The sequence below is a fragment of the Robinsoniella sp. RHS genome, from assembly GCF_001029355.1.
GTDB classification, from domain to species: Bacteria; Bacillota; Clostridia; order Lachnospirales; family Lachnospiraceae; genus Robinsoniella; species Robinsoniella peoriensis.
Window position 1 is genome coordinate 1 of record NZ_JNGB01000207.1, and the last position, 7,395, is coordinate 7,395.

Sequence of the window (7,395 nt, forward strand, 5' to 3'; positions counted from 1 at the left end):
TTGGGGGACGACAACCGAAGGTGAACCTAGAAGTCCGGTATTCCAAACCTTGGATGAATTATGTGAATGGTGTGCTGAGAACGATACAGTATTTGCGGATATTAAGGCAACAAAGGATGAGTGGAAGGAAATGCTGGATATAGATTTTGTACACGCTAAAATAGGCAATACAGTATTCATTTAGTTTTTAATGGTTTGATCAAGAAACCGATGAATTAAGTGTGCTACTATTAAATGCTAAAGGAACCTTGTGGATGTTTGATTTTGTAGATTATTTAAGGGTGTGCTATTTTAGTGAATTATAGTAATTTAACGTTATTTATTGTGATATAGTATTAAAATGGTGTAAAAAGGTGTACTTTAGACAGAATAATCATATATTCAAATGTGATAGATAAGTAGTTCAAATAGATTTTTAAATGTAAGAAGGTATTTTTGCTTTAGAATTTTTTGTTTGGCAAAAATCAGAACATTGACTGTAAAATCCTTAACAAGACAACCGGAGGATTGCTGATCCTATCCGTTTTGGTAAGATTTCAAAAAATAACGCTTGACTTTATCAGAGTAGGGGCGTTATTTTTTATGTTTATTTTTGATAGTTACAAAAGGTTATAACTATCAAAAATAGGCTTGATTACGAAGGTGAATAAATCACTGTATGTAACGTACATCAACACCACCCCATTTCTAACAAGACTCAGAACGGATGGCACAACGCCCTACCGGTTGACCGGTTTAAATATATTATTGTCGATGTTTTATTTTTCAAATTTTACATAGATAACATTTTCTAATTATAATTCCGATAATAATTTAATTAGGAGCATTTTTTCCTCAGTGGTAAGCTTACTTCCATTTCTTGCTATTAATTGTTGCATTTCAGCATAGGTTGGTTCAAAGTTTTCTATCCATATTTTGTTATTAGAAATTGTTTTAGGTTCTTTTTTCTCTTTTTCATCGTTTCCTGTCATTAAATAATCAACGGTTACGCCAAAATAATCCGCAATCTTTTGTAATTTTTCTTGCTTTGGGGTACTCCTTCCGTTTTTCCAATCAGAAAATGTAGATGCTCCAATTCCGGTGGCTTTTCCAACTTTATATGCCGTAATTCCATATTTCTCAAGTAATTTCACAAATATTTCGTACATAATGCTCCTTCCTTAAAAAAATATTAGCAATACAGAAATTAACCCTTGACTATTTATGAAAACAGTAATATAATACTAATAAAGATTATGAAATCATAAATAGAGAGAATGTTTTATAACTGCTATGAAAATGTGATTTAGTAAACTGGTAATTTATTTGTATCATATTTCCGAACTAATTACAATATTTATTTATGAATTTATAAATAGAAAGGAGAAAAAATATGTATAAAAATTTTTTAGAACTTTTGGACAAATTTAATAAAACAACATATCAGGTATCAAAAGAAACTAAAATTGCGCAATCAACGTTTTCGGATTGGAAAAATGGTCGTAGTAAACCAAAAGTCGATAAGCTTAAGATTTTAGCAGATTATTTTGATGTTCCTATTGAATATTTCCTTGAATAGATTAATTTTTAGCGTAAAGGAATGAAAATAAAAGTAAGGCTAGCAAGCGGTAGAAAAAAACACTAAGGTAAATGTAACTGACCGTAGAGGTTCAATCCTCACTTGCTAATTGGAGATAACAACTCCATAAAAAGAACTCCCTAGCTAGTAACTAGGAAGTTCAGGGATTGAAAAGCATAAGCTAATCAATGTTCTTTAGCAATTACATTGTAGCACATCTTTTCATCTTGTCAAAGTCTTTTGACAGAAAAATCCTAACAAATTGTACATTGACAATTAAATATACGTATTACTACGACGTGAACAGAGTACAAGTTTTTTTGGATACTTGAAGAATGCAAATCTGCCTGAACGATCCCAGGCTAAAAAACCAAATAGTGGCAAGCGGTTAATCCGTGGGGTTTAATCCCAACTTGCTAATCGAAATAAGGCAATGTACAGATGGCGTTATTGGACAAAGGGGAATATAAAAATGACATTGAAAAACTTTTTAAAAATGCATGAGGGTGGTGCAGCGTGTGTTTCCATCCAGCAGGAGCCATATGACTACAACAAACATGGATATGCAAGCACTTATTTTGAGGAGGATAATCAAGAAGATGTTGTTACTTCTGAAATTTTTAGAAGTATAGCGAATATGCAAGTGGATCATTTCAATATAATTGGTGGTGGAATGTATAAAGTTGAACTTTGCATTTACTTAAAAAAAAGACTTCACATTGTTGATTTAGAATCAGTAAAGGTTGCAAGTTATCTGGGGTACATTGAGTTACTGACCATAACAGAAGTATATCAAGAAAATTCTTTGCAATATATAGAGATTGGAACTAAAATAGTAGATGGTGTCAGATCAGACGGGTGAAAATTATCTTCTGGCAGGCATATAACCAATATGGTATAATATGGTAAATAGAGGAGGTAGTGAGTATGAATAAAAAAGATAAGAACAGGATTCAGAAAATTAGGATAGCTGCCATGCTGATCTTGCTGGTATTTGCTATGTTTATGCCAGTAGAAGCCCAGGCGGCAAAGCTGAGCAAGAAATCAATTACCTTGTTGAAAGGGAAAACCTACACGTTGCAGCTGAAATATAATTTTCATGATATCCTTCTGGGAAAGAAAACAGTTTGGAAAATAAGTAAGAGATCGGTTGCCAGATTCATAGCAAAAAAGAACACATCTGTTAAAGTGAGAGCATTTAAGATTGGAAATACAACAATATCTGCAAGAATTGGAAAAATGACATATAGATGTAAATTGCGGGTCGTGGATCCGAAATTGAGCAGCAAAAGTTTGAACTTAAATATTGGTGAATCAAAGTTGTTGAAGACTAAGGGCGGAACCGGGACTGTAAAGTGGAAAACAAATAATCCGGCGATGGTAACAGTGAATAGGGGCAGAGTTACTGCAAAGAGATCAGGAACAGCGCAAATCACAGCTGTTCAGAATGGTAAAAAAATGCTATGTGCAGTAACGGTAAAAAAAGCAACGACTTCTCCAGGGAATGAAGAAGATAAAAATAATAGTAAGCCAGAACAGCCTAAAGAGAAAAAAGTTTGGGTAGTGACGAAAGAAGCATATATTGAATTCATTCCGGTGTATGAGGAAACAGGTTATATTCAATGTATAACTTGTGGTATGATTTTTGAAGGCGAGGGACAGGGTGAAGCCTATGACGCCCATGAAAACAAACATATGGATAATGGAGAGGAAGGAAGATATACAACCGGAGTGAAAAGGGTTCTTATTAGACAGGATATAATTGACCATCCAGAGGAAGGTTACTGGAAAACGATATATGAATAAGTAAATATGGTTAAAGGGACTTATGATATGAGGTAAGTCCCTTTTTTGTACCCAAAATTAGGAGGAGGATAGAAGATGAAACAATACAAACGACTAACCAGGATTCAAAAAGAGATATTATCAAAGAAACATTTAAATGCAAATAACTGGATGCTGAAAGAAGAAACAGACGGTATTCTTGTTGTAGTACATAAGGAAACTGGTACAAGGAAGATAGTCCGCAAGGAGAGAATCCCATGTACAAATTAGAGGATAAATTATCCGTGAATATGAGCAGCGCATGGAAGATGAAGAACAGGAGTTATATTTAGTGGAATACTTAAGGAAAAATATAAATATAGAAAGTAAAAAAAGTGGGTCTTTGTGAACAAAATAAAAATGATGATTCAGAAAGGAAAGTGATGAAGTTGGTTTACAAAAAAATAAGATGGATAAAAGCAAGAGAGCCGCCAAAAGGTTCTTTTTTTATGGCACCGTTAACCATAGTTCAGAATGAAAGGAAAATCAAACGTATGAAGAATATTTTAAGGCGGGCAGTTGCATTTGTTTCAGCGGCAGCGGTAGTCATCTCTGCCTGTGGGAGTTCTGTTCAGGCAGCAATGACAGAGAAAGAAACAGAAATACAGCCATATCAGGTAGAAATAAAGGAATGTGCAAATGGGACTTTAACCCTGGATCGGGTGGAAGGGCTATATAAAAAAGATGAGGTGGTTACTGTCACAGCAACCCCGGATGCCGGATACCGTTTGGAAAAGATCCAGGTAACAGCAGATTATAACGATGTTCCGGTTCAGGCAACCGATCAGGGGATTACTTTTGTAATGCCGGAAAAGGAGGTTCTTGTTTATGGATCTTTTGTGGAAGAGGAAACGGAAGCAATAGAACCTGAGACCGGGACAGAGCCTAGGAAAGAAACAGAAGGGGTAACAGAAACCAGTGCAGAAACACAAACTGCGGTAGAAAGTACTACGGAAACGGAGACTCAGGCTGTCATGGAAACAAAGGCAGAAACAGAACCGAAAACGGAAGCAGTGTCCGAAACAAAAATAGAGGTAAAAAAAGATCCTGTCATAGAAACAGAGTCAGAAATATTCAGGAAAGAAGATGCTGGGGAGTTTACAAAGACGTTTCGTGTAAAAACGGCGGGCGGTGTTTTACGGCTTCTGGATGTGGAAGGAAACCTTCTGGCAGAATTAAGACAAGGGCAGGAAAAAACATTCCGTTATGCTACCGGATCTGATGCTCCGGGAGAAGTACGGATAGAAGCAGTTGCGGAAGATGGCTTTTCTGTTTCTTCCTATACAAGTAAATGGTTTACAGAGGGCAAAAGCTATGAAACGCCGGATTCCGTATATAACATTGGCAAAAAAGCGTATAAACGAGGACATTTTTTAGCAACAGCAAAAATGGATGAACTGTTTGAAGTCTCTTTTTCGGATAAAGCGGATCTGAATCGTTCTGCCAGAGCCAAAATGACTTCTCCCAGAGCAACAGGGGATCTGGATGATCCAAAAGTTGGAGATGTATTTACCGGAACGGCAAGTGTTGTTTATGACGGACATCCCAATGTCGCTTATAATGGCACCGGGTATATCGTTTGCAGTGACGGAGCATTTGCAGGTGACAGTATAACAATGACTACCTGTGCTTCTGGGCATGATTTTGCCGCCCCGCAGACCGGACAGATAGGAACTTATACCATTACCATTACAAAAGTAGATGAGGAGAACGGTCTGGTTGAGTATTCCGTTTATTGGGAAAACCAGTCAAACAGCAGTGGTTATCAGAATCTCAGTTCTACGTATTCTTATCATTATAATCCTACGGGAGCATTAGTGGTGTATAAAGACATGGCAGACAGCCTGGGAGCATTTATCTATCCGTATGAATTTCAGAAAAATCTGGATTTATCTGCATCCTTTGGGGTGTATACAGACAAAAAATGTACCGATAAAGTTGCTACAGTAAAGACGGATAAGAAAGGGGAGCCGGTAAAAGAAGAATTGGAACTTGCACCAGGAAATTATTTTATCAAAGAGATAAAAGCGCCGAAAGGTTTCGCATTAAACGAAACCATAAAATCAATCAAAATCGGATCCGGTGCGTCAAAAAGTGTTACGATAAAAGACCGGATATTCCGTGCGAAAGTAAATGGATATAAAATTGATGCGAATACGGGAACGTCTACACCGACACCAGGATTATCTTTAGCCGGGGCAGAATACACTGTGTATGGAGATCGGGAGTGTACCCAGGGGATTGCAACAGGTATAACAAATGAACAGGGTAAAATTGAGTTTGAACGAATTTACTTTGCCTGTGGAAATTATTTTATCAAAGAGACCATTCCGCCGAGAGGTTATCAATTGGATCCAAAAGTCTACAAAATATCCATTAATGAAGAGTTAGGATTTTATCCAGGCAGTGATTACCGGCTAAATGATGTTTCTTTTACATCAACGGATATCCCGGAAGAGGGAAAGGCAAAGATCAAAAAAGTTTCCGCTAATCCATCGATTACGGACGGGAACAGCTGCTATTCTTTGGAAGGTGCAGAATTTAAGGTAACGGATGATGCTACTGGCGCTGAAATAGGGGAAAGGCTCATTATAAAAGCGAATGGCGAATCACAGGAAGTTCCATTACCGTCAGGAGATTATACAGCAGTTGAAATAAAAGCTCCGAGAGGTTTTAAATTGAGTACCGAGAAGTATTCTATAAAAGTTGTGAGCGGTAAAACAAGTATTTGTACGATTGTAAATGAACCGGTAGCAGATCCTGTGGCATTACTATTGAAAAAGATTGATTCGGGAACAGGGCAGGAAGTGCCTGTAGGAAGCGGATATTTTGAAGGTGCAGAATATACGGTCAAATATTATGATGGACAATATCAAGACGAGGATGCATTGAATGGAATTCAGCCAAAGCGGATTTGGGTGATTGCAACTAATCAGAATGGAAGGATTAATTTCCGGAGTGCAGAAAAAGTAAGTGGTGATGATTTTTATTTAGATACAAAGGGTAATAGAATAATTCCTTTAGGAACGATAGCGATTCAGGAAACAAAAGCACCAACAGGTTATAAATTGGATCCAATATTGTACATCAGAAATTTTGAAGTAGAACAGGGAACAGGAAAACCAATCACATCTATTCAGCCAGTTACATCACCGGAACCATATATACGCGGAGGTGTGCAGATTGAAAAATGGGACAATGAAATAAATGTGAATAAGCCTCAAGGTGGTGCATCCTTAGAAGGAACGGTGATCCAGATCATTAATAGAAGCAAACAGCCGGTTCCAGTGGAAGGAAAGTTATACCAGCCAGGGAAAGTTGTTAAGACAGTAGAGATAGATAAAGATGGCAGGTATATATCAGCAAATGACCTGCTTCCTTACGGCTCCTATGAAGCATTGGAAGTATCCCCGCCAATTGGTTACCAGCCAACTGGTAAATTAAGCCAGACCTTTGATATTCAAAAGGATAAAGAAATGGTAGTGCTGACAGGTGACCAGGCTATTAAAAATGAACCAATCCGTGGTGATTTAAAAGGAATCAAGGTATCTGATGGTGATCTGAATCGGATGTCAGGCGTGCCGTTTAAACTAACCTCAAAAACTACAAAGGAAAGCCATATTGTAATTACAGATGAAAACGGCATATTTAATACTGCATCCGCCCATGTTCCACACAGCCAGAATACAAACAGAGGTAAAACGGCTGAGGATGGTATCTGGTTTGGAAGTCTGGATACACTGGATGACAATAAAGGGGCACTTCTATATGATACGTATCGGTTTGAGGAACTGCCTTGTGAAGCAAATGCAGATAAGATCCTTATGAAACCATTTGATATTGTCATTAAGAAAAATATGACGGTAGTGGATTTAGGGACAATTACCAATGATTATAAGCCAAAGCCGGAAATAGGAACAACTGCAACCGATAAAGAAACTGGAGGGCATGAAGGGTTTGTGAATGAAAAAACAACCATAGTGGATCTGGTGGAATATGTAAACTTGATTATT

The 7,395-nt window shown here is 37.2% G+C and carries 7 protein-coding genes; 6 read left to right on the plus strand and 1 reads right to left on the minus strand.

All coding sequences use genetic code 11. From position 1 onward, the window contains the following. Positions 1–184, plus strand: a 184-nt coding sequence (locus RHS_RS28395; protein WP_047835095.1) for a hypothetical protein, incomplete at its 5' end; no start/stop codon positions are given. 610 nt (positions 185–794) lie between these two features. Here RHS_RS28395 and RHS_RS32250 read toward each other — a convergent pair. After that, the gene (locus RHS_RS32250) at positions 795–1,148 is read right to left on the minus strand and encodes a helix-turn-helix domain-containing protein (protein WP_395023631.1); all 354 of its coding nucleotides are present in this window, start codon (positions 1,146–1,148) and stop codon (positions 795–797) included. 224 nt (positions 1,149–1,372) lie between these two features. Between RHS_RS32250 and RHS_RS28405 the strand changes: the two genes are divergently transcribed. The 5 genes from RHS_RS28405 to RHS_RS32265 form a co-directional block, all read left to right on the plus strand. Continuing rightward, the gene (locus RHS_RS28405; RefSeq protein WP_047835096.1) at positions 1,373–1,558 is read left to right on the plus strand and encodes a helix-turn-helix transcriptional regulator; all 186 of its coding nucleotides are present in this window, start codon (positions 1,373–1,375) and stop codon (positions 1,556–1,558) included. Between the two features lie 472 nt (positions 1,559–2,030). After that, positions 2,031–2,420 carry a hypothetical protein gene (locus tag RHS_RS28410; protein ID WP_047835097.1) on the plus strand — a complete coding sequence of 130 codons (390 nt, stop codon included), beginning with the start codon at positions 2,031–2,033 and terminating at the stop codon, positions 2,418–2,420. 65 nt (positions 2,421–2,485) lie between these two features. After that, positions 2,486–3,364: an Ig domain-containing protein gene (locus RHS_RS32255; RefSeq protein ID WP_395023632.1), complete on the plus strand. Its 879-nt coding sequence runs from the start codon at positions 2,486–2,488 to the stop codon at positions 3,362–3,364. A 75-nt stretch (positions 3,365–3,439) separates the two neighbouring features. Continuing rightward, positions 3,440–3,613, plus strand: coding sequence for a DUF6906 family protein (locus RHS_RS32260; protein WP_395023633.1), 174 nt, complete (start codon positions 3,440–3,442; stop codon positions 3,611–3,613). Between the two features lie 263 nt (positions 3,614–3,876). Then, positions 3,877–7,395 (plus strand): SpaA isopeptide-forming pilin-related protein (locus tag RHS_RS32265; RefSeq protein WP_395023634.1); only part of this gene is annotated, 3,519 nt, incomplete at its 3' end.

Coding starts and splice junctions, on each gene's coding strand:
- RHS_RS32255 (WP_395023632.1), top strand. CDS start 2,486: ATGAATAAAAAAGATAAGAACAGGATTCAGAAAATTAGGATAGCTGCC.
- RHS_RS32260 (WP_395023633.1), top strand. CDS start 3,440: ATGAAACAATACAAACGACTAACCAGGATTCAAAAAGAGATATTATCA.
- RHS_RS28405 (WP_047835096.1), top strand. CDS start 1,373: ATGTATAAAAATTTTTTAGAACTTTTGGACAAATTTAATAAAACAACA.
- RHS_RS28410 (WP_047835097.1), top strand. CDS start 2,031: ATGACATTGAAAAACTTTTTAAAAATGCATGAGGGTGGTGCAGCGTGT.
- RHS_RS32250 (WP_395023631.1), bottom strand. CDS start 1,148: ATGTACGAAATATTTGTGAAATTACTTGAGAAATATGGAATTACGGCA.